The sequence below is a fragment of the Aeromonas sp. QDB30 genome (assembly GCF_027707645.1).
Taxonomy (GTDB): Bacteria; Pseudomonadota; Gammaproteobacteria; order Enterobacterales; family Aeromonadaceae; genus Aeromonas; species Aeromonas caviae.
The window spans coordinates 1-20,306 of sequence record NZ_JAPCIY010000075.1; the positions used below are offsets into that span (position 1 = coordinate 1).

At 62.6% G+C, this 20,306-nt stretch carries 17 protein-coding genes and 1 tRNA gene; 10 read left to right on the top strand and 8 right to left on the bottom strand.

The window, feature by feature from the left end:
* Nucleotides 1-768: 768 nt before the first annotated feature.
* From arcA to PG896_RS17515, 4 genes are all read left to right on the top strand, one after another.
* On the top strand, nucleotides 769-1,989 hold the full coding sequence (gene arcA, locus PG896_RS17500; RefSeq protein WP_042078763.1) for an arginine deiminase: 1,221 nt from the start codon (nucleotides 769-771) through the stop codon (nucleotides 1,987-1,989).
* A gap of 61 nt (nucleotides 1,990-2,050) precedes the next feature.
* A complete protein-coding gene (arcC, locus tag PG896_RS17505; RefSeq protein WP_270836000.1) occupies nucleotides 2,051-2,977 on the top strand; it encodes a carbamate kinase in 927 nt (308 codons plus the stop codon).
* Nucleotides 2,978-3,055: 78 nt separating this feature from the next.
* Nucleotides 3,056-4,060, top strand: coding sequence for an ornithine carbamoyltransferase (gene argF, locus PG896_RS17510; RefSeq protein ID WP_010676009.1), 1,005 nt, complete (start codon nucleotides 3,056-3,058; stop codon nucleotides 4,058-4,060).
* Between the two features lie 121 nt (nucleotides 4,061-4,181).
* Nucleotides 4,182-5,588, top strand: coding sequence for a YfcC family protein (locus tag PG896_RS17515; protein WP_010676008.1), 1,407 nt, complete (start codon nucleotides 4,182-4,184; stop codon nucleotides 5,586-5,588).
* 120 nt (nucleotides 5,589-5,708) lie between these two features.
* Here the strand turns inward: PG896_RS17515 and PG896_RS17520 are convergent, their stop codons facing one another.
* From PG896_RS17520 to PG896_RS17535, 4 genes are all read right to left on the bottom strand, one after another.
* Nucleotides 5,709-6,200, bottom strand: coding sequence for an arginine repressor (locus PG896_RS17520; protein ID WP_039039633.1), 492 nt, complete (start codon nucleotides 6,198-6,200; stop codon nucleotides 5,709-5,711).
* A gap of 218 nt (nucleotides 6,201-6,418) precedes the next feature.
* Nucleotides 6,419-6,883, bottom strand: a complete 465-nt coding sequence (pyrI, locus tag PG896_RS17525; protein ID WP_010676006.1) for an aspartate carbamoyltransferase regulatory subunit — start codon at nucleotides 6,881-6,883, stop codon at nucleotides 6,419-6,421.
* Between the two features lie 16 nt (nucleotides 6,884-6,899).
* On the bottom strand, nucleotides 6,900-7,820 hold the full coding sequence (gene pyrB, locus PG896_RS17530; RefSeq protein ID WP_161957725.1) for an aspartate carbamoyltransferase: 921 nt from the start codon (nucleotides 7,818-7,820) through the stop codon (nucleotides 6,900-6,902).
* A gap of 274 nt (nucleotides 7,821-8,094) precedes the next feature.
* Nucleotides 8,095-8,637, bottom strand: coding sequence for a hypothetical protein (locus PG896_RS17535; protein ID WP_039039632.1), 543 nt, complete (start codon nucleotides 8,635-8,637; stop codon nucleotides 8,095-8,097).
* A gap of 202 nt (nucleotides 8,638-8,839) precedes the next feature.
* Here PG896_RS17535 and PG896_RS17540 point away from each other — a divergent pair.
* A tRNA-Trp gene (locus tag PG896_RS17540) sits at nucleotides 8,840-8,916 on the top strand.
* 209 nt (nucleotides 8,917-9,125) lie between these two features.
* A complete protein-coding gene (locus PG896_RS17545; protein ID WP_270836001.1) occupies nucleotides 9,126-10,496 on the top strand; it encodes a phosphatidylserine decarboxylase family protein in 1,371 nt (456 codons plus the stop codon).
* Nucleotides 10,497-10,552: 56 nt separating this feature from the next.
* Here PG896_RS17545 and PG896_RS17550 read toward each other — a convergent pair whose 3' ends face one another.
* Nucleotides 10,553-11,071, bottom strand: coding sequence for a class IV adenylate cyclase (locus PG896_RS17550; protein WP_043153948.1), 519 nt, complete (start codon nucleotides 11,069-11,071; stop codon nucleotides 10,553-10,555).
* A gap of 413 nt (nucleotides 11,072-11,484) precedes the next feature.
* On the opposite strand from PG896_RS17550, the gene PG896_RS17555 reads away from it, so the two are divergent.
* The gene (locus PG896_RS17555; RefSeq protein ID WP_043153946.1) at nucleotides 11,485-13,374 is read left to right on the top strand and encodes a methyl-accepting chemotaxis protein; all 1,890 of its coding nucleotides are present in this window, start codon (nucleotides 11,485-11,487) and stop codon (nucleotides 13,372-13,374) included.
* Nucleotides 13,375-13,502: 128 nt separating this feature from the next.
* Here the strand turns inward: PG896_RS17555 and PG896_RS17560 are convergent, their stop codons facing one another.
* From PG896_RS17560 to PG896_RS17570, 3 genes are read right to left on the bottom strand one after another with little or no spacing between them, the layout of a single operon-like run.
* Nucleotides 13,503-13,946, bottom strand: coding sequence for a GNAT family N-acetyltransferase (locus PG896_RS17560; protein WP_042015636.1), 444 nt, complete (start codon nucleotides 13,944-13,946; stop codon nucleotides 13,503-13,505).
* The gene (locus PG896_RS17565; RefSeq protein WP_043153944.1) at nucleotides 13,943-14,464 is read right to left on the bottom strand and encodes a lipocalin family protein; all 522 of its coding nucleotides are present in this window, start codon (nucleotides 14,462-14,464) and stop codon (nucleotides 13,943-13,945) included. Before PG896_RS17565 ends, PG896_RS17560 begins: the two co-directional genes overlap by 4 nt.
* Nucleotide 14,465: 1 nt before the next feature.
* Nucleotides 14,466-15,389 (bottom strand): AraC family transcriptional regulator, encoded by a 924-nt coding sequence (locus PG896_RS17570; protein WP_010675998.1) that lies wholly within the window; start codon nucleotides 15,387-15,389, stop codon nucleotides 14,466-14,468.
* Between the two features lie 118 nt (nucleotides 15,390-15,507).
* Between PG896_RS17570 and yqhD the strand changes: the two genes are divergently transcribed.
* From yqhD to pntB, 3 genes are all read left to right on the top strand, one after another.
* Entirely contained in the window at nucleotides 15,508-16,668 is a 1,161-nt protein-coding gene (yqhD, locus tag PG896_RS17575; RefSeq protein ID WP_043153942.1) for an alcohol dehydrogenase, read from the top strand.
* A gap of 506 nt (nucleotides 16,669-17,174) precedes the next feature.
* Nucleotides 17,175-18,701, top strand: coding sequence for a Re/Si-specific NAD(P)(+) transhydrogenase subunit alpha (locus PG896_RS17580; RefSeq protein ID WP_010675996.1), 1,527 nt, complete (start codon nucleotides 17,175-17,177; stop codon nucleotides 18,699-18,701).
* Nucleotides 18,702-18,712: 11 nt separating this feature from the next.
* On the top strand, nucleotides 18,713-20,197 hold the full coding sequence (gene pntB, locus PG896_RS17585; RefSeq protein ID WP_010675995.1) for a Re/Si-specific NAD(P)(+) transhydrogenase subunit beta: 1,485 nt from the start codon (nucleotides 18,713-18,715) through the stop codon (nucleotides 20,195-20,197).
* The last annotated feature ends 109 nt before the right edge of the window (nucleotides 20,198-20,306 follow it).

A 20,306-nucleotide genomic window follows, 5' to 3' on the forward strand; every position in this document is an offset into this window, starting at 1 on the left:
AGCAGCGAAAATCGATACAGAACAGGACCTTAGAAGGAATTTCAAATGAAGTGTTTTCTTAAGGTCCTGTATATGAGGCGAACCACGGGTTGGTGCAAGGCGCTGCAATAAATTCAACTAATGAAAAAACTTTGAATCCAGGCTGCAATGGCGCTGATGAGAAAACTCCCGCCGGGATGCGTCCAAAATGCATATCCATATAAAAGACATGGCGTGAAAGCCGTGGGCGCGAAGCCTGCCGTGCGACTTGGCGCAAATGCCATGATCTGGAACAAAAGATGGATTATTCAACCGGAATGGCGAAAGTGACTATTTATGTGGTGAACTCAAGGGGAGTGAATGACGATAAATTCATGGAGAGATATAAAAAATTCAAAAACTGAAGTGGATTATTTTATCTTTTTGATTTTCAAGTGATTTTAAAATAAAAGCTATCTCTTTATGGATAATCAAAATGAATGAAAACGCTATCTTACCGGGATTTTACGGGCGTTTTTTGCTTGTTTATGCCATGGCGACCCTGGGGCAAATATCGTTTATGTACACTCCGTCATAAATTAACTCCGGAATTTATGCAGTCTGAGTTGAATGTGATCAATGTCTAAGTTTGATGTGACCTCCAGTCCTAATCTCTGCGTCGAAAGGCAAGGGCAGGATAGAACATAAGCCGAATACCCTACATAAAGAATATCCCGCCTTAGCCACGAGCCTGAATAGAAGGAATCTATTCAATCACTCGCAGGGACCACTGCTAGACGGAATATAATCATGAGCAAATTTTATGTAGGTTCTGAAGTTGGCCAGTTGCGCCGCGTCATGTTGCACCGCCCCAACCTCAGTCTGAAGCGTCTGACCCCCTCCAACTGCCAGGATCTGCTGTTCGATGACGTCCTGTCCGTGGAACGCGCCGGTCAGGAGCACGACAAATTCGCTCAGGTGCTGCGCGATCAGAATGTCGAAGTCTTCCTGCTGACCAACCTGCTGGCGGAAACCCTGGATGTACCGGAAGCCAAAACCTGGCTGCTGCAGCATCAGGTCTCCGACTATCGCCTCGGCACCGCGCTGGCCAACGACGTGCGCTGCTTCCTGGCCGACATGCCGCACCGCGAGCTGGCCCGCATCCTCTCCGGCGGCCTGACCTACTCCGAGATGCCCTACAGCGGCGTCAACATGGTGGTCGGCATGCACGCCCCGACCGATTTCATCATCGAGCCGCTGCCCAACCACCTCTTCACCCGCGACACTTCCTGCTGGGTCTACGGCGGCGTCTCCATCAACCCCATGGCCAAGGCCGCCCGTCGCCGCGAGACCAACCATGTGAAGGCCATCTACCGCTGGCACCCGCAGTTCGCCGGCCAGGACTTCATCAAGTACTTCGGTGACGAAGACCGCGACTACGACAACTCCACCATCGAGGGGGGCGACGTCCTGGTCATCGGCCGCGGCGCCGTGCTCATCGGCATGTCCGAGCGCACCACGCCGCAAGGGGTGGAACACCTGGCCCGCGGCCTGTTCAAACACGGTCAGGCCAAGCAGGTCATCGCCATGCAGTTGCCGAAACACCGCAGCTGCATGCACCTCGACACCGTCATGACCCACATGGACATAGACACCTTCTCCGTCTATCCGGAAGTCATCCGCAAGGACGTGAACTGCTGGAGCCTGACCCCGGGTGGCGCCACCGGGATGAACATCAAGGAAGAGGGTTACTTCGTGACCGCCATCGAGAAGGCGCTGGGGGTGGATCAGCTCAAGCTCATCACCACGGGCGGCGACAGCTTCGAGGCCGAGCGCGAGCAGTGGAACGACGCCAACAACGTGCTGACCGTGCGCCCCGGCGTGGTGGTGGGTTACGAGCGCAACACCTACACCAACGAGAAGTACGACAAGGCTGGCATCACTGTGCTGCCCATCCCGGGTGAAGAGCTGGGACGTGGTCGCGGCGGCGCCCGCTGCATGAGCTGCCCGATGGAACGTGACGGCATCTGACAAGACGGCGTGGCGCCGGCAGAGGCTGGCGCCACACTCACCAAGACTCGAGAGTAACACCATGAAAAAACCAACTGTCGTCGTCGCCCTGGGTGGCAATGCCCTGCTCCGTCGTGGCGAGCCGCTTGAAGCTGACATCCAGCGCAAGAACATCGCCACCGCCGCCAAGACCATCGCCCTGATCGCCCAGGAGTACAACGTGGTGCTAGTGCACGGCAACGGCCCGCAAGTCGGCCTGCTGGCCCTGCAGAACAGCGCCTACACCAAGGTCTCTCCCTATCCCCTGGATGTGCTGGGTGCCGAGTCCCAGGGCATGATCGGCTACATGCTGATCCAGGAGCTGAAGAACCTGATGCCGAGCCGCAACGTCACCGCGCTGCTGACCCAGGTCCAGGTCGACCCCGAGGATCCGGCGTTCGTCAACCCGACCAAGTTTATCGGCCCGGTTTATGAAGAAGTGGAGGCCCGCGCCCTAGCTGCAGAGAAGCACTGGTCGGTCAAGGCTGACGGCAAGTTCTTCCGCCGCGTGGTGCCGTCCCCGCTACCTCAGCGCATCGTCGAAGGCGACGCCATCGAAACCCTGATCGCCCAGGGCCACCTCATCATCTGTACCGGTGGTGGCGGCATCCCGGTGACCTGGGATGGCCAGAGCCTGACCGGCATCGAGGCCGTCATCGACAAGGACATGTCTGCCGCCTACCTGGCCAAGCAGATCAAGGCCGACGCCCTGCTGATCCTGACCGATGCCGATGCCGTCTATCTGGATTGGGGCAAGCCGACCCAGCGTCCGCTGCGGGTCACCAGCCCGGACGAGCTGGCCGGGGTCAAGTTCGATGCCGGCTCCATGGGGCCCAAGGTCGAAGCCTCCTGTGAATTCGTCAAGGCGACCGGCGGCATGGTCGGCATCGGCTCCCTGGAAGATGGCCTCGCCATCCTCAAGGGGGAAGCCGGCACCAACATCGTCGCCACCAATACCGTCAATGCCTGAGCCAAGGCTCTGGTCTGAACAACTGCGTAGTCAATGACACTGCCAAATTGGTCTGAACAAATATAGAGAGAACTCATCATGGCTTTTAATCTGCGTAACCGTAACTTCCTGAAACTGCTGGACTTCACCCCTCGCGAAATCCAATACATGATCGATCTGGCCATCGACCTGAAGAAAGCCAAATACGGTGGCTATGAGCGCAAGCATCTGGTCGGCAAGAACATTGCCCTGATCTTCGAGAAGACCTCCACCCGCACCCGCTGTGCGTTCGAAGTGGCGGCCTTCGACCAGGGCGCCCAGGTCTCCTACCTCGGCCCGAGCGGTTCCCAAATCGGTCACAAGGAGTCCATGAAGGACACCGCCCGGGTGCTGGGCCGCATGTATGACGGCATCGAATACCGCGGCTACGGCCAGGAGATCGTCGAAGAGCTGGGGGCCCACGCCGGTGTGCCGGTCTGGAACGGCCTGACCAACGAATTCCACCCGACCCAGATCCTGGCGGACTTCATGACCATGCTGGAGCACGGCAAGGGCAAACGTCTGGATCAGATCAAGTTCGCCTACCTGGGTGACGCCCGCAACAACATGGGCAACTCCCTGATGGTGGGTGCCGCCAAGATGGGCATGGACATCCGCCTGGTGGCGCCGAAAGCCTTCTGGCCGGAAGAGGAGCTGGTTGCCACCTGCCGCCTCATCGCCGAAGAGACCGGTGCGCGCATCCACCTGACCGAAGACGTGAAAGAGGGTGTGCTGGGTGCCGACTTCCTCTACACCGACGTCTGGGTCTCCATGGGTGAAGCGAAGGAAGCCTGGGATCAACGGGTCAAACTGATGACCCCGTATCAGGTCAACATGGATGTCATCAACGCGACCAAGAACCCGGATGTGAAGTTCATGCACTGCCTGCCGGCGTTCCACAACGACGAGACCACCATGGGCAAGGAAGTGGCCGACAAATATGGCATGAAGGGCCTGGAAGTGACCGAGGACGTGTTCGAATCCGAGCACAGCATCGTCTTCGACGAGGCGGAAAACCGGATGCACACCATCAAGGCAGTGATGGTGGCTACGCTGGGCGACTGACGTCGTCAGTGGTGCCGGGGGGTGACCCCCGGCTTTTCAACCATGTGACAGCGGCATAATACCTCCAACCCTACGACCCGCAGCCTGCATGGATACCACACCCACAGAAGGAAGCTGGACCATGACCAAATTCAAGTTCCCGTCAGCCTACACGATACTGTTTGTGCTGATCGCCCTGGTGGCCGCCCTGAGCTGGATAGTGCCGGCCGGCAAATACGAGATGACCATGAACGAGGCCCTCGGCAAGGAAGTGCCGGTGGCCGGTACCTACAAACTGGTGGATGCCAATCCCCAGGGGATTGTCGACGTGCTGCTGGCACCCATCGACGGTCTCTACAATCACGACACCTATGAGGCTGGCGCCATCGACGTCTCCCTCTTCATCCTGATCATCGGTGGCTTCCTTGGCATCGTGACCAAGACAGGTGCCATCGATGCTGGTATCGAGCGCGTCACCGATCGCCTGCGTGGCCGTGAAGAGTGGATGATCCCGATCCTGATGGCGCTGTTCGCCGCAGGGGGCACCATCTACGGCATGGCGGAAGAGTCTCTGCCGTTCTACACCCTGCTGGTGCCGGTGATGATGGCCGCCCGCTTCGACCCCGTGGTCGCTGCCGCGACCGTGCTGCTGGGGGCCGGTATCGGTACCCTGGGCTCCACCATCAACCCGTTCGCCACCGTGATCGCCGCCAACGCGGCCGGCATCTCCTTCACCGACGGCATCTGGTTGCGGGTCGCCATGCTGGTGGCCGGCTGGCTGATCTGCGTGGCCTATGTGATGCGTTACGCCAAGATGGTGCGAAGCGATCCCAGCAAGTCCCTGGTGGCCGACAAGTGGGAAGAGAACCGTGCCCACTTCCTCGGCAACAAGAGCGACCAGATGCTGGAGTTCACCACCACCCGCAAGATCGTGCTGGGTATCTTCGTCGCCGCCTTTGCCGTGATGATCTATGGGGTGGCCGTGCTGGGCTGGTGGATGGCGCAGATCTCCGGCGTGTTCCTGGCTGCCGCCATCATCGTCGGCGTCATCTCCCGCATGAGCGAGGAGGAGCTGACCTCCAACTTCATCGACGGTGCTCGTGACCTGCTCGGCGTGGCCCTCATCATCGGTATCGCCCGCGGTATCGTGGTAGTGATGGACAACGGCATGATCACCCACACCATTTTGCACAGCGCAGAGGGGATAGTGACCGGCCTCTCCACCATCGTCTTCATCAACGTGATGTTCGTGCTGGAAGTGGTGCTCTCCTTCCTGGTGCCCTCTTCCTCCGGTCTGGCGGTGCTGACCATGCCGATCATGGCGCCGCTTGCCGACTTCGCCAACGTGGGCCGCGAGCTGGTGGTCACCGCCTACCAGTCCGCTTCCGGCCTGGTGAACCTGGTGACCCCGACCTCCGCCGTGGTCATGGGGGGGCTGGCCATTGCCAAGGTGCCCTATGTGCGCTGGCTGAAGTGGGTGGCCCCGCTGCTCGGCATGCTGACCGTGCTGATCGTGCTCTGCCTGAGCCTGGGTGCCGTGCTGGCATGAATGCCGACAGACATAGGGACAACAACGGGAGCCTGGGGCTCCCGTTTTTGTGGTCTGACTCCTTGCCGCGCGGGCAACAAAAAGGCGACCCCGGGGTCGCCTTCTGGCATCCAGCAGGGGTCAGCGGGCGTTTTCCAGGGTGCGCACCACGGCGGCGTGAGCCTGGCGGGTTCGGCTGATGTGGCGCGGGGCGATCAGTACCACGTCGTTGCCGGCCACGGCCCCCAGGATCTCGGGATTGGCGTTGCGATCCAGCAGGCGAGCCACCACGGTAGCGGCCCCCGGGGTGGTATGCACCAGCACCATCTGCTGGTTGTGGACCACGGCGCGCACCATGTCGTGGATGGAGCGGGTGCTGCCGGCGGGCTCCAGCTGCTCGTCTACCAGGGTGTAGACCTTCTTGCCGTTGGCGTTCTGGGCCTTGGCGACCCCGAGACGGCGCAGCAGGCGGGAGATGGTGGACTGGCTGATGTCCGCAAAACCGCGGGCGGAGAGCTCGCGGCGGATCTCCTCCTGGGTGCTGTAGCAGTGCTGGCCGATGATCTGGCGGCAGGCGTCGAGCTGGGCCAGGTCGGACTCTGGTTCTGCTGGGCGGCTGAGGGTGTTGACCATGGCGACTTCCTTTGGCGATGAGCGATGGCGGTCTCGCCCAGTCTGTCGTTCCGGCTTTTCATAGCGAAAAACACTAATGAGGAGCACTCAAGCAGGGGATGAGCGAGGTATATCCATTACGGGATGGCAAATTATAACCAAAGGGGGAATAAGTGATGTGACAGGGTTCAAAAATGGGCCCGATGGGGCCCACATGGATATCCTTTGTCGGCAGGAAATCAGTAGCGTTCGCTGACGATGTCCTGGGTGAAGGACTTCTCGCAGTATTTGCACTTCATCCGCACCGCCCCTTTCACCTCGCGCACCCGGAAGTAGCTCTCCACCGGTTCGTTGTGGGAGATGCAGTTGGAGTTGGGGCAGTGGAACACCCCTTCGATGAACTCCGGCAGCGCCAGCTGGTGCTTCTTCACCACCACGAAGTCTTCGATGATGTTGACGGTCGCTTTCGGGGCGAACAGCGCCAGCTGGTTGGCCTGCTGCTCGGTCAGACGGGTGTTCTCGATCTTGATGAGATCCTTCTTGCCGAGGGCGCCGGATTTGAGGTTGAAGCCGACGGTGATCCGCTCCTGGGTCTCGATCAGCTGGAACAGCTTGAGGATCTTGATGCCCTGGCCGGCGGGGACGTGGTCGATGACGGAGCCGTGGCGGATGGCTTCGACTTGCAGTTGGTTCTTCTCGGACATGATGTTCCCCTTTCCCTTAGACGGTTTCGTTCAGTACCAGTGCCAGCAGTGCCTGGCGGGCATAGACCCCGTTCTCCGCCTGCTGGAAGTAGTAGGCGTGGTGGGTCTTGTCGACGGCGACCTCGATCTCGTCAACCCGGGGCAGGGGATGGAGGATCTTCATGGTGGGCTTGGCCCCTTCCAGGGTCGCCAGCTCCAGCACGAACTTGGCGGCCATGTGCTTGTACTCGGTCTCGTCGAAGCGCTCCTTCTGGACGCGGGTCATGTAGAGGATGTCGAGCTCCGGCATCACCTCTTCCATGGTCTCGTGCACGCTGAAGCGGATGCCCTTCTCTTCCAGCTCTTCGCAGAGGTAGTCCGGCATGGCCAGCGCCTCAGGGGAGATGAAGAAGAAGCGGCAGTTGAACAGGCTCAGGGCCTGGGCCAGGGAGTGGACGGTGCGGCCGTACTTCAGGTCACCGACGAAGGCGACGTTGAGGCCGTCCAGCTTGCCTTGGGTCTCGTGGATGGAGAAGAGGTCGAGCAGGGTCTGGGTGGGATGCTGGTTGGAGCCGTCACCGCCGTTGATGACCGGCACCCGGGAGAACTCGGAGGCCAGACGGGCTGCCCCTTCCTTCGGGTGGCGCATCACCACCGCATCGGTGTAGGAGCTGATGATCTTGATGGAGTCGGCCAGAGTCTCGCCCTTCTTGGCGCTGGTGTTGCCGCCGTCGGCGAAGCCGATGATGTTGCCGCCCAGGCGCTGGACCGCGGTCTCGAAGGAGAGACGGGTGCGGGTGGAGGCTTCGAAGAAGCAACTGGCGACCAGCTTGTCTTTCAGCAGGCGGCTGTCGGGTTCGGCCTTCAACCGCTGTGCGGTGGCGACCACCAGTTCCATGTCGGACCGGGTCAGATCCGAGATGGAGATGACGTGTTTGTTATAGAGTGGATTGGTCATCGTCTGCATTCCCTTTGGCATCAATGAAGGTTTTTCCGGCACAAAAAAAAGCCCCTGAAACAGGGGCTCTTTTCAAAAAAAACGGGGGATCTGTGGGACGGGAACCGGAAACAACGGGGCCGCTCTGGTGCGCTCCACCCGTCTGCAAGGCTGCTTTTTTCATCAAAAACGGCATTGTCCTGTCCCGACCTTTTTCAAAACCGCACCGATTATAGGGCTGGTTTTTGAATTGTCAAAAATTTATTTCAGAGGCAGGATTTGCCCAGAAAAACGTTTAAGTGTCGCGAACGGGTCGACAAATCCAGAGTGCGTGCTGCGCCTGCAAGGGGGCGCCATCGGCGGCCATGCTGCGCAGGTAGCCGAGCCTGTGGTGCCCCTCCAGCAGGCAGTAGGGATGGGGCAGGGGGTGACCGTCCGGGTAGCAGGTGCCCGGGGCGGTGGCGAGGACGATGACAGGCTCGGACCAGGTGCCCCGGCGCAGCATGTCATCGCCGAGCCAGGAGCGGCGCACGTAGCGGTTGCTGCGCAGCATCTCGCCCCAGCGATCGATCACCTCCATGTGGCGGGAGTCTATCTGCTCGATAATCTGCGCGGTGGGCCAGTGCTCGCACTCGAACTGGTGGCTGGCGAGATCGATAAAGCTCCAGTTGGATTCAAAACCGCGCCAATGGCGGTAAATCCACTGGGCGAGCACATTGGAGGGAATGGAGGGCACCAGGGGAGAGACTCTGTCCAGATAGTCGGCCAGGGTCTCCGTCTTGCGCTCATCCCGGAAGTTGAGGGGCGCAAGCTGTTGCAGCAGTCGGTAATTGAGCATGGGCAGCCTCCCTGAGCCTGGTTTCACCCTACCCCCATTTGTGTCCCATTCCTACCCCGTCGGGGCTGCAAATACAGCAGCTTACCCCCGCTCCTTGTTGGAATTGCGGGGATCTGCTCGTCATTTGTTCGATCGCATCGAAAGTGAGAAAAAAAGCCTTTACCTTTGACCTCCGCTTTGTATACTACGCCTCGTTTGTTGCAGGGGCGTAGTTCCAATTGGTAGAACAGCGGTCTCCAAAACCGATGGTTGCGGGTTCGAGTCCTGCCGCCCCTGCCATTTTTCAGAGAGGCCAGCTCATTGAGCTGGCCTTTCGCATTTGCGGCGTTTGCCACCGCCTCCGTTAGCCTCTTTTTCTCCGCTTCGCCGCTGCCATTTCTGTCAATGGAGGCCGCTTTTCCCCTGTGCTACACCTTGCTTCCTGCCAGATGGCGCCTTCAGGCGCATCGCATCCGGCGGGCCCAAGGCGCTTCAACAAGGAGAGAGCGATGAACAAGGCAGTGGATACGCGTCACCCCCATGCCCATGCCGGTGGCTGGGTCCCCCGGGATCAGGCCCATGTGGCGCGCTGGGTACAGCGGCTGCGTCAGGCGGTCACCCGCCAGCCTCGCCCGCTGGTGGCCCCGATCGCCGGATTGAAGGCGCTGGTGGAGCAGGATCCCCTCCTGCATCAGCAGGCCCAGGGGATGTTTGACGAGGCGTGGCAGCATGAGCACAGCACGCCGCTCGGTCAGGTCCAGGTGCGCAGCTTCGATGAGTTCCTGCAGCTGCTCAACGGCATCATGACCACGGCCCCGGAAGCCTATCAGAATGTGCAGACCCAGGAGCCCGCCGGGCTGATCGGATTCCCCATCAATGCCCTGCTCAACTGGCCCATGGCGACGGCCGCCGGGTACGACTTCTTTGCCAATGCGCTGGTGAACCAGCAACTGCGCAAGATCCTCGGCTACTGGGCCGATTTCCTGCAAGGTCCCGCGTCCCGTTATGTGCTGACGGAGTCGGTGAGCACCCTGGATCGCCAGACCCTGATCGTCCCCTGGCTCGGGGAGGTGGCGAAACGGGAGATGGTCAAGGTGGCGCAGGGGGCGCTCGGGGCCGGCGACAACCCCACCCCAGAGCGCTTCGAGGGGATCTTCCACACCGTGCCGGGAGAGGAATACGAGGGCTTCGCCAGCTGGGACGACTTCTTCACCCGCCGCTTCTGCCCCGGCGTGCGGCCGGCGACGGCCCCGGACGATGACAGCGTGATCGCCAACGCCTGCGAGTCGGCCCCGCTGCAGGTGGTGACCGGGGTAAGGCGGCAGGACGCGTTCTGGCTCAAGGGGCAGCCCTATTCCCTGGACAACCTGCTGGACTTCGACCCGCGCGCCGCCGCGTTCGAGGGGGGCACCCTCTATCAGGCCTTCCTCAGCGCCCTCAGCTATCACCGCTGGCACAGCCCGGTGAGCGGCACGGTGCGCTCGGTCAAGGTGGTCAACGGCAGCTACTACCTGGCCAACCGCCACCAGGGTTTCGACAGCCCGGTGGGGCCCGACCCCAGCGCCCCGAACCAGTCCCAGCCCTTCCTCACCGCGGTGGCGACCCGGGCACTCATCTTCATCGAGGCGGACAACCCCAGGATCGGCCTGATGTGCGTGGTGCCGGTGGGCATGGCGGAGGTGTCGAGCTGCGAGGTGACGGTGCAGCCGGGGCAGCGGATCGCGAAGGGGGAGCAGCTCGGCATGTTCCACTTCGGCGGCTCCACTCACTGCCTGCTGTTTCGCCCCGGGGTCGAGCTGGCGTTCGACTTCTACGGCCAGCAGCCGGGGCTGGAGGCGACCAACCTGAGGATCAACACGGCGCTGGCGCGGGTGACATAACCCTGCTCCCTGATGGTACGAGGCCGCCTTCGGGCGGCCTCGCTGTTGTGAATCCCTCAGGGTTGTCGTTGCAGCAGGAGATCCAGATAGGCGCCTTCGATCAGCCGGGAGGGCTCGATACCGAGACGCGCCATGATGTCGTGAGCTTCCTGTATCCCCACCTCGCGCGGTTCGTCATCTTCCAGCACCACTTCCAGTTCGAGGAAGTGACCCAGCCCTTCAACCCGGTCGAGATGGATCCGGGTTCTGCCCACCAGAAAGAGGGTCCGCTGTTTTCGCACTCTGCCAATCTGGCCGCAAGCCAGGGTGAGCGTTTCCCGCAGCTTGTCCGGCTCGTTCGTTGGCGTGATGTGGTAGTAGCTCTCCTTCGGACCCTGTTGATCAGGCCTGCGGTAGAAGATGAGCTGGCCTGCCGAAGGGGAGAGCGTCCGCAATTTGAAGCGGCCCGATTCACAGCGAAAGAAGGTATCGTCCTGGGCGATGTCGACGGGGCCCTTGTCGGCGATGGCCGCGGCTCTGGGGATAAGGTCATCGACCCCGGCTAAGCGGGCTTTGATCTCGATATTTCGTGGCATGGCAGCGGGCTCTCCTTGAAAACGGGATACCCAATCTAGCACAGCCCACGTTGCCGAGAGGGGGGGGCAACAGGGGGAGCACCAGCTCGGTTCCTGATGGATGCTCAACCCTGCCCGCCAACCCTCTTTGCAGACGCCTGAAACCGCCCTCAAGAGACAGGTCATCGGGCGCTGACCTGCTCCGCCGGTGCCTACCCGTCATCCGCGATATGACCTCATGGCCGCCTTCGAGCGGCCTTGTGGTGCCTGCGGGTGTCAGCATGGAATAGTGAACAGTCTGTTGCTGGTAGTGCGTTCTGTTGTTGATAGATGAAAAAATATCAGGATTCACTAAAGACCGTTCATCATTGTGCCGATAGAACTACCAAGATGGGGGTATTTCCGGCCCCCGGCTACCACAAGGATTCGTTGTCATGACTCTCTCGTTGCGCGGCAAGCTGCTCGCGGCCAGCCTGGGGGTAGTGCTGCTGATGGCAGCCCTGCTCGGTATCGTCGCCTTCCACACCCTCAAATCCCGCACCCTTGACGCCATCCAGAGCGAGGCGGTCAACTACGGTCACGCCCACTCGGTGGCCATCGGCAACTGGCTGGCGGATCGCAAGCACGCGGTCGATGCCCTGGCCGCGGTGATTGCCGACAACCCCGAAGCGACCCTGGTGCCCCACCTGCTGCAGACCCGCACCTCCGGCGGTTTCGGCCTCACCTATTTTGGTTCGGCGCAGGGGGAGATGACCCGCCACGATCCCGCCCTCAACACCGCCAACTATGACCCCAGGGCCCGCCCCTGGTACCAGAGCGCCGACAAGGCGGGCAAGCTCATCGTCACGCCGCCCTATGTCAGCGTGACCATGCAGCAGATGGTGGTGACCCTGGCCGAGCCGGTGAGCCATCAGGGCCGGGTGATCGGGGTGGCCGGGGCGGATCTCTCCCTCGACGCCCTCATCGACGAGGTGCTGGCCATGAAGGTGCAGGGGGAGGGCTACGCCATGCTGCTCGACCGCACCGGCCTCATCGTCGGCCACCCGAACAAGGAGCTGGCGCTCAAGCAGGTGGCGGAGCTGGACCCCGGCCTCACCGGGGCGGCGCTGGATGCGTGGAGCCGCGACGGCGAACTGCACGGCGCCAACCTGAACGGGCGCGAGGTGCTGCTCTCGGTGCAGGGCGTGCCCGGCACCGACTGGCTGCTCGCCATGGTGATGTACAAGGAGGTGCTGGAGGCGCCGCTCGCCTCCCTGCTGTGGCAACTGGTGGGGCTGACCCTGGTGCTGCTGCTGGTGTTCGGTGCCCTGCTCATCGCCATGTTCAACTACCTGTTCGCGGATCTGGGACGGGTCTCCAGGGCGCTCGCCGACATCGCCCACGGGGAGGGGGATCTCACGGTGCAGATCGCCACCCGCAGCCAGGATGAGGTGGGGCAGCTGGCCCAGAACTTCAACCAGTTCGTGGCGCGACTGCACGGCATTGTCAGCCGGTTGCGGGACGTCACCGTCGAGCTGGCGGCCCAGTCCCGCACCCAGGCGGCGGGGGCCGAGGCCCGCAGCCAGCGGGTGCGCCAGCAGCAGGACGAGATCGTCATGGTAGCGACCGCGGTGACCGAGATGGCCTCCGCCACCCAGGAGATCGCCGGCAACGCCGAGTTTGCCGCCAACACCGCCGGCGATGCGGTGCGCCTCGCGGTGGCCGGCCAGTCCCAGGTCGGCCAGAGCCAGCGCAGCATCACGGGGCTGGCGGGGGAGGTCTCCGACGCCAGCCAGACCATCCACGAGCTGGATGGCCACGCCCAGCAGATCAGCGGCATTCTGGCCACCATCAGCGGCATCGCCGAGCAGACCAACCTGCTGGCCCTGAACGCCGCCATCGAGGCGGCCCGGGCCGGGGAGCAGGGGCGCGGCTTTGCCGTGGTGGCGGACGAGGTGCGGGTGCTGTCGCGCCGCACCCACGACTCCACCGCCGAGATCCAGCAGATGATCGAGGCGCTGCAGCAGACCACCCGCAAGGCGGTGGGCGGCATGGAGACCAGTCGCCAGCTGGCGGGCACCAGCGTGGAGGACGCCGAAGCGGCGAATCTCAGCCTGGGCCGGATCAACGAGGCCATCGGCGCCATCAGCGACATGGCGACCCAGATCGCGGCGGCGGCCGAGGAGCAGACCTCGGTCACCGGCGAGATCAGCCGCAACACCGAGAACATCCGCCACGTCTCCCAGACGCTGGCGGAGCAGGCGCGGGAGGAGGCCAGCCAGGCCGCCGAGCTCAAGTCCCTGACCGAGCGGCTGGAGCAGGAGATCGGGCGCTTCCGGCTCTAGGCTGAGACCCGGATGTGACAAAGGCGACCTCGGGGTCGCCTTTATTCATGCGGTGTATGGATAATATTTTGCCATGCACCCGCTGAATAATGCCGGGGCCTGGCCCGGCAATCGGCCAGGCCAGGGGCTCAGAGGGGCTTGATGTAGCTGTAGAACTCGTTGTCCCGCTGGTAGCCGTGCCCTTCGTAGAGGGCCTGAGCCTGCCGGTTGTCGGTGGCGGTGCTCAGCATCAGGAAGGCGGCGCCCGTCTCCTGGCCGTGGCGATCGGCCCGCGCCAGCAGCGCCTGGGCGACCCCCTGCTGGCGGGCCGCCGGCGCCACGAACAGATCGTACAGCAGCCAGATGGGCTTCAGGGCGAGGGAGCAGAACAGGGGATAGAGGTGGGCAAATCCCAGCACCTCTCCCGCCTCGCTCTGGGCCACGAAGAGCACCGACTCCCCGGCGGTGCAGCGCTCCAGCAGGAAGGCTTCGGCAGCCTCGGGCCGGGCAGGCAGCCGGTAGAACGCCCGGTATTCCACGAACAGGGGGGTGACCCGGGGAATGTCCCCGGGGGTGGCCTGGAAGATCCTCATGGGGCGTTCCCCGCCGGATCCTGGCTGACCCAGATCAGCCGGTCGGTGGCAAAGCCGAGCCCCCGGGCCCGCTCGACCAGGGCCTCTACCTTCTCTTTGGGGGGATGGGGCGTGCGGGAGAGGATCCAGAGGTACTGGAGGTTGTAACTGCTCACCAGGGAGAGGTCATAGTCCGTCGCCAGCACGTTGTAGCTGCCGTAGAAGGGGCCGAAGAAGCTCACCTTGAGGCGCCCCTCGTCGCTGTCGCCCACGAAGTAGGCGCGCCCCTCGGCCTCGCGCCATTCCCCCTGTTCGTCCTGCCCCCGGTTGAGCACCCTGACGCCGCCGTCATCCCGCAGGCTGTAGCTGGCGGTGACCCGGCTCAGGCCGCGCTCGAAGCCGTGATCGAGGCGGGCGATTTCGTACCAGGTGCCGAGGTAACGGTCGAGCTGGAAGGGCTTGACCACCTGGTGTCCCGGTGGAATGCCGGTGCAGGCGGTGGCCAGCAGGGTCAGAACGAGCAGGATCAGTGTGCGCATGTCATCCCTCCACGATACGCAGTTGTCCCGAGCGGAAGCGTGCCGCGTGTTCGCTCGGGGTGTTGCCAAAGAAGCGTTTGTATTCGCGGCTGAACTGGGAGCCGCTCTCGTAGCCTACCTTGTCCGCCGCCACCCCGGCCTTGAGGCCGTCGTGCAGCATCATCAGCCGCGCCCGGTGCAGGCGCAGGGTCTTGATGTACTGCAGGGGCGAGGTGGCGGTGGCCGCCTTGAAGTGGTGGTGGAAGGCCGAGACGCTCATGTTCGCCTCCCGGGCCAGCTCCTCCACCGTCAGGTTCTCGGTAAAGCGCTGCTCCATGATACGCAGCACCCGGGCTATCTGGCTCACCTGGCTGTGACGGCTGGCCATGGCCAGCAGGGCGGGGGCTCCCCCTTCGTGCAGGGCGTGGAACAGGATCTCGCGCACGATCTGGGGCCCCAGCACCCGGGCGTGGAGCGGCTTGTCCATCACGTCGATGAGGCGCTCCACCGCGCAGAGCATGGTCTCGGAGAGGGGCACGGAGACGACGCCGCGACCCGGCTCCGCCGGGGCGGGGGCCGCGTCCCCCATCTCCAGCAGCAGGGCCTGCAGCGCCGCCACGTCGATCTCCACCGAGAGCCCCACCAGGGGGGATTCTGGGGAGGCGAAGCACTCGCACTCGCAGGGCAGCGGCAGGGTCATCATCAGGTAGTGCTCGGGGTCGTAGCGGAAGGTGAAGTCCGAGAGATAGCCCACCTTGTGCCCCTGCAGGATGATGATCATGCGCGGGCGGTAGAGCACCGGGATGCGGTCATGATGCTCCGTGGTGTAGATGAGGTGCACGCCGGGCACGGGGGCGGCGGTGATCCCCGGGTGGGGTGCCAGGGCGGCGAGTCGGCTGGCGAGGGCGGACTGGTGGGTCGCCGCGATGGGCTGATTTGTACTCATTTATCCAGGCTAAGTAGAAATAGGCAAGAAATCGGCAGAAAGCTCCCTTGATGGTAGGGGGTTATAAGAGAAAAATGCAACCCATACCTTACCGACTACGACCACCCCGGGAGATCCCATGAACAACTTCATCCTGCACACCCCCACCAAGGTGCTGTTCGGCAAGGGCCAGGTGGCCCAGCTGCGCGGCCAGATCCCCAGCGACGCCCGCATCCTCGTCACCTACGGCGGTGGCAGCGTGGTGCGCAGTGGCCTGCTGGACCAGATCCGCAGCGAGCTGGCCGGCCTGACCCTGTTTGAATTTGGCGGCATCGAGCCCAACCCCACCTACGAGACCCTGATGGGCGCCGTCGAACTGGCCCGCGCCGAGAAGGTCGACTTCCTGCTGGCAGTGGGTGGCGGCTCCGTGCTGGACGGCACCAAGTTCATCGCGGCGGCGGCCCACTACGACCTGGCCAAGGACCCCTGGCACATCCTCGAGACCGTCGGCGGCGAGGTGGCCTCCGCCATTCCCCTGGGCAGCGTGCTGACCCTGCCGGCCACCGGCTCCGAGATGAACATGGGCGCCGTCATCACCCGCAAGAGCACAGGGGACAAGCAGCACTTCTTCTCGCCCTTCGTGATGCCGCGCTTCGCCGTGCTCGACCCCGTGCTCACCTACACCCTGCCCGCCCGTCAGGTGGCCAATGGGGTGGTGGATGCCTTCATCCACACCCTGGAGCAGTACCTCACCTACCCGGTGGATGCCAAGGTGCAGGATCGCTTTGCAGAGGGGCTGCTGCTGACCCTGGCGGAAGAGGGGCCCAAGGCGCTGGTGGAGCCGGAAAACTACGACGTGCGTGCCAACATCATGTGGAGCGCCACCCTGGCACTGAACGGCCTGATCGGAGCCGGCGTGCCCCAGGACTGGGCCACCCACATGCTGGGCCACGAGATCACCGCCCTGCACGGTCTGGACCACGCCCAGACCCTGGCGGTGGTGCTGCCCGCCCTGCTGCAGGCCAAGCGCGAGCAGAAGCGCGCCAAACTGCTGCAATACGCCGAGCGGGTCTGGGATCTGCGCAGCGGCAGTGACGAGGAGCGTATCGACGGTGCCATCGCCGCCACCCGCGACTTCTTCGAGCGGATGGGGATCAAGACCCGGCTGCGGGATTACGTGGCCGACGCCCGGATCGACGCCCTGCTGGCCAAGCTCGAAGAGCACGGCATGACCGCCCTGGGTGAGCACGGCGACATCGACCTGGCCCAGAGCCGGCATATTTATGAGGCGGCCTGGTAAGCAGAGCGCGCCTGAAACGGGCCCAAGGCCCGGTTGCACCAGGGGGCCCGAACCCGCCAGCAGGCGGGGACGCGGCCCCCTGATCGTTGCAAAATGGTTACTTTTTCCCTTTTCATCTCATCAGATGAGCCAACGGCAGATTTCGTAAGAACAAAAAACGCTAAGGTAGAGGCCGGGTTAAACATTTTTTTTGACTGGTTGGATCACTTTTTTTAGCGCTTTTTGCTGGTATAAGCCCCTAATTTGGTTTGTTTTTTTTAATCATGGTCCGGGATGGGCTGAATTCTGTACCCGCCCGCCCGGGGCCGTGGTTGTAATAAAACTCCAAAATTTGATACTAATCACCCTCGCGCCTGAAAAGCGGGGGCCTGACCGTGACAGGAGGTCGAGGTGAAGCCTGCTGATTTTCATAACAAAGGGCCCGTGACCTGCACTTTGATCATGCCTTGTCCCCTCAGACATGAGAGACTTGGCGATGATTGTTTATTAACCATCAGGGAATAGTCATGCAGATTGGAATACCGAGAGAGAGTCTCGCCGGTGAGACCCGGGTCGCAGCGACCCCGGCCACTGTCGAGCAGCTGAAAAAGCTCGGCTTCGAGGTTGCCATCGAGGCCGGTGCCGGCCTGCGAGCCAGCTTCGATGATGCCGCCTTCGAGGCTGCCGGTGCCAGCGTGGTACCGAACGTCTGGCAAGCCGACCTTGTCTTCAAGGTCAACGCGCCGACCGAGGCCGAAATCGCACAAATTAAGGATGGTGCCACCCTGGTGAGCTTCATCTGGCCCGCCCAGAATCCCGAGCTGGTCAAGAAGCTTTCCGAGCGCAACATCAATGTGATGGCGATGGACATGGTGCCGCGGATCTCCCGTGCCCAGTCCCTCGACGCCCTCTCTTCCATGGCCAACATCGGTGGCTATCGCGCCGTCGTGGAAGCCGCGCACCAGTTCGGTCGCTTCTTCACCGGCCAGATCACCGCCGCCGGTAAAGTACCGCCCGCCAAGGTGCTGGTCATCGGTGCCGGTGTGGCCGGTCTGGCCGCCATCGGGACCGCCGGTTCCCTCGGTGCCATCGTGCGTGCCTTCGATACCCGTCTGGAAGTGGCCGAGCAGATCGAGTCCATGGGTGGGGAATTCCTCAAGCTGGACTTCGGCGGCGAAGATGGCGCATCCAGCGACGGCTACGCCAAAGTGATGAGCGAAGAGTTCATCAAGGCCGAGATGGAGCTGTTCGCCCAGCAGGCCAAGGAAGTGGACATCATCATCACTACCGCCCTGATCCCGGGCAAACCGGCACCCAAGCTCATCACCAAGGAAATGGTGGACAGCATGAAGCCGGGCTCCGTCATCGTGGACATGGCGGCCCAGGCCGGCGGCAACTGCGAATACACGGTACCGGGTGAACTGCATGTCACCGACAACGGCGTCAAGGTGATCGGTTACACCGATCTGCCGGGCCGCCTGCCCGCCCAATCCTCCCAGCTTTACGGCACCAACCTGGTGAACCTGATGAAGCTGATGTGCAAGGAGAAGGACGGCAACGTCGCCATCGACTTCGAAGACGTGGTACAGCGCAACATGACGGTGGTCCAGGCCGGTGAAGTGACCTTCCCGCCCCCCGCCATCTCCGTCTCTGCCGCCCCGCAGAAACCCGCTGCCGCCAAACCGGCCGCCAAGAAGGAAGAGGCCAAGCCCTCCAACAAGAAGTTCGTGTTCGGTGCCCTCGGCATCGCCGCCTTCGGTTGGGTGGCCGCCGTGGCGCCTGCCGCCTTCCTCTCCCACTTCACCGTCTTCATCCTGGCCTGCGTGGTCGGTTACTACGTGGTGTGGAACGTCTCTCACGCCCTGCACACGCCGCTGATGTCGGTCACCAATGCCATCTCCGGCATCATCGTGGTCGGTGCGCTGTTGCAGATTGGACAAGGGTCGACCCTGGTCACCGTGCTGGCCTTTGTCGCCGTGCTGATTGCCAGTATCAACATCTTCGGTGGCTTCACCGTCACTCAGCGCATGCTGAAGATGTTCCGTAAGGATTAAGGGGGTTTAACGTGTCTCAAGGACTGGTAACAGCATCCTATATCGTTGCCGCCGTGCTCTTCATCCTCAGTCTCGCGGGACTGTCGAAGCAAGAAACGGCCAAGCATGGCAACCTGTTCGGTATCGCGGGGATGGCCATCGCCCTGCTCGCCACCGTCTTCAACCCGGAAACCAGTGGCGTCCACTGGATCATCCTGGCCATGGCCATCGGTGGCGCCATCGGCGTGCGTCTGGCCCTCAAGGTCGAGATGACCGAGATGCCCGAGCTGGTGGCCGTGCTGCACAGCTTCGTGGGCATGGCAGCGGTGCTGGTGGGCTTCAACAGCTTCATCGATCTGCACCCCTCTGCGCCCGCTGAAGTGGTGGTCTCCGTCGGTTCCAACCTGGATGCGACCCTGGCAGCCGCCCGGGCGGCGTTCGAGCAGGCGGCAAGCGTCGCCCAGGTCGAGCACCTCTCCGGCGCCATGCTGAACATCCACCTGGTGGAAGTGTTCCTGGGCGTCTTCATCGGTGCCGTGACCTTCACCGGTTCCGTGGTGGCGTTCGGCAAGCTGCGTGGCCTCATCTCTTCCAAGCCGCTGATGCTGCCGCACCGCCACAAGCTGAACCTGCTGGCCGTGGTGGTCTCCATCGCGCTGATGATCCACTTCGTCAACGCCGGTGGCTCCACCTTCGCTCTGCTGGTGATGACCCTGATCGCCTTCGCCTTCGGCTGGCACCTGGTCGCCTCCATCGGTGGCGCGGACATGCCGGTGGTGGTCTCCATGCTGAACTCCTACTCCGGTTGGGCGGCGGCGGCGGCGGGCTTCATGCTTTCCAATGACCTGCTGATCGTCACCGGTGCCCTGGTGGGTTCCTCCGGTGCCATCCTCTCCTACATCATGTGCAAGGCGATGAACCGCTCCTTCATCTCCGTGATCGCCGGTGGCTTTGGCTCCGACGGCGTGGCCTCCACCGCCGAGCAGGAGCTGGGCGAATACCGCGAGACCAACGCCGAAGACGTGGCCGACATGCTGAAGAACGCCAGCTCCGTCATCATCACCCCAGGCTACGGCATGGCGGTGGCGCAGGCCCAGTACCCGGTGGCCGAGATCACCCAGAAGCTGCGTGATCGTGGCGTCAAGGTGCGCTTCGGCATCCACCCGGTGGCCGGTCGTCTGCCTGGTCACATGAACGTGCTGCTGGCGGAAGCGAAAGTCCCCTATGACATCGTGCTGGAAATGGACGAGATCAACGATGACTTCGCCGACACCGACGTGGTGCTGGTGATCGGTGCCAACGACACCGTCAACCCGGCCGCCATGGAAGATCCGGGCAGCCCCATCGCCGGCATGCCGGTGCTGGAAGTGTGGAAGGCGCAGAACGTCATCGGCTTCAAGCGCTCCATGAACACTGGCTACGCCGGTGTCCAGAACCCGCTGTTCTTCAAGGAGAACACCCAGATGCTGTTTGGCGATGCCAAGGCCAGCGTCGAGGCCATCCTGAAGGCGCTGTAAGCGTTGACCGGATGAGACAAAAAGGGGGCTTCGGCCTAATGCCGATCAGTTAAGGATCCATTGACCGATCCTCAGGCTGTGTAAGAATCCGAAACTCCTTGTTGGGTTT

Coding starts and splice junctions, on each gene's coding strand:
- arcA (WP_042078763.1), top strand. CDS start 769: ATGAGCAAATTTTATGTAGGTTCTGAAGTTGGCCAGTTGCGCCGCGTC.
- arcC (WP_270836000.1), top strand. CDS start 2,051: ATGAAAAAACCAACTGTCGTCGTCGCCCTGGGTGGCAATGCCCTGCTC.
- argF (WP_010676009.1), top strand. CDS start 3,056: ATGGCTTTTAATCTGCGTAACCGTAACTTCCTGAAACTGCTGGACTTC.
- PG896_RS17515 (WP_010676008.1), top strand. CDS start 4,182: ATGACCAAATTCAAGTTCCCGTCAGCCTACACGATACTGTTTGTGCTG.
- PG896_RS17520 (WP_039039633.1), bottom strand. CDS start 6,200: ATGGTCAACACCCTCAGCCGCCCAGCAGAACCAGAGTCCGACCTGGCC.
- pyrI (WP_010676006.1), bottom strand. CDS start 6,883: ATGTCCGAGAAGAACCAACTGCAAGTCGAAGCCATCCGCCACGGCTCC.
- pyrB (WP_161957725.1), bottom strand. CDS start 7,820: ATGACCAATCCACTCTATAACAAACACGTCATCTCCATCTCGGATCTG.
- PG896_RS17535 (WP_039039632.1), bottom strand. CDS start 8,637: ATGCTCAATTACCGACTGCTGCAACAGCTTGCGCCCCTCAACTTCCGG.
- PG896_RS17545 (WP_270836001.1), top strand. CDS start 9,126: ATGAACAAGGCAGTGGATACGCGTCACCCCCATGCCCATGCCGGTGGC.
- PG896_RS17550 (WP_043153948.1), bottom strand. CDS start 11,071: ATGCCACGAAATATCGAGATCAAAGCCCGCTTAGCCGGGGTCGATGAC.
- PG896_RS17555 (WP_043153946.1), top strand. CDS start 11,485: ATGACTCTCTCGTTGCGCGGCAAGCTGCTCGCGGCCAGCCTGGGGGTA.
- PG896_RS17560 (WP_042015636.1), bottom strand. CDS start 13,946: ATGAGGATCTTCCAGGCCACCCCCGGGGACATTCCCCGGGTCACCCCC.
- PG896_RS17565 (WP_043153944.1), bottom strand. CDS start 14,464: ATGCGCACACTGATCCTGCTCGTTCTGACCCTGCTGGCCACCGCCTGC.
- PG896_RS17570 (WP_010675998.1), bottom strand. CDS start 15,389: ATGAGTACAAATCAGCCCATCGCGGCGACCCACCAGTCCGCCCTCGCC.
- yqhD (WP_043153942.1), top strand. CDS start 15,508: ATGAACAACTTCATCCTGCACACCCCCACCAAGGTGCTGTTCGGCAAG.
- PG896_RS17580 (WP_010675996.1), top strand. CDS start 17,175: ATGCAGATTGGAATACCGAGAGAGAGTCTCGCCGGTGAGACCCGGGTC.